Raw genomic sequence first — 1,035 nt, 5'->3', positions numbered from 1 at the left:
CACCAGCTGGAACTGACCTTCCGGCTCACCGACGCCCCGACCGCTCAGGAGCGCGTCTTCGGACATCTGCTCGCCGAGGTGGAGGGCGCGGCCACTGAGAGCGACCTGCGCGGCGCACTCGACCTGCCGAAGACCACCACGCACGTCGCGCTGGCCGCACTCGTGGAGCAGGGACTCGTCGCCGAGGAGCGTGTCGGCCGCACCGGACTGTACTCGGTCCGCGCCGACGACCCGCTCGTCCGCGCGCTCAAGCAAGCTCGCGCCATCCGGCGCGTGCAGGAGGCCGTCGCGCCGATAGAGGACCTGGTCGACCTGGTCGTCCTGTTCGGAAGCGCGTCGCGCGGTGAGGACCGTCCGGGAAGCGACGTGGACGTGCTCGTGGTCACGCGCGACAAGGACACCGTGCTCGACGAGTTAGCACGCCATCCGTGGCTGCAGCCGGTGGTGCTTTCCGCCGACGAGCACATGGCGATCATCGCCGAGGACGGCACGTTCGCGAGAGCGACCGCCGCGGGCACCGTCCTCCGGAGGCGCGCGTGAGCGACGGGGCCAGTTGCCCTCCCGCGAGACTGCCCGCACCGCCCGCCGCCACGATTGCATCTGGTGACACCATGTGCAATCCTAGCGGCACATGGTGAACCGACCCTATTGGACCGAGCGCATCGAGCGCACGTGGCGCCGCCGCAGCGTGGTGTGGCTCCACGGCGTCCGCCGCTCGGGCAAGACGACACTGTGCCGCCAGCTTCCCGGGGTCGAGTACTTCGACTGCGACCTGCCGAGCGTGCGTGACCGCCTTCGCGACCCCGAGACGTTCTGGTCCGCTCTTCGCGACCGCCGGGTCGTGCTCGACGAGATCCACCACGCACCGGATCCCGCGCTTGTGCTCAAGGTCGCCGCCGACCACTTCCCCGACGTGCGGGTCGTCGCGACCGGCTCGTCGACCCTAGCGGCGACCGCCAAGTTCTCGGACTCACTGACGGGGCGCAAGGAGTCGGTCTGGCTCACACCGATGATCTCGGAGGACCTCGCGGCCTT

2 protein-coding genes are annotated in these 1,035 nt (G+C 70.0%); both read left to right on the top strand.

The genetic code is table 11. From position 1 onward, the window contains the following. Positions 1-540, top strand: a 540-nt coding sequence (locus FDZ70_11360) for a winged helix DNA-binding protein (protein ID TLM64779.1), incomplete at its 5' end; no start/stop codon positions are given. 91 nt (positions 541-631) lie between these two features. Further along, on the top strand, positions 632-1,035 hold a 404-nt coding region (locus FDZ70_11355), incomplete at its 3' end, for an ATPase (protein TLM64778.1).

It is taken from the genome of Actinomycetota bacterium (assembly GCA_005774595.1).
Taxonomy (GTDB): Bacteria; Actinomycetota; Coriobacteriia; order Anaerosomatales; family D1FN1-002; genus D1FN1-002.
The sequence above is the reverse complement of the archived record's forward strand: the minus strand, read 5'-3'. Positions and strand labels throughout refer to the sequence as shown.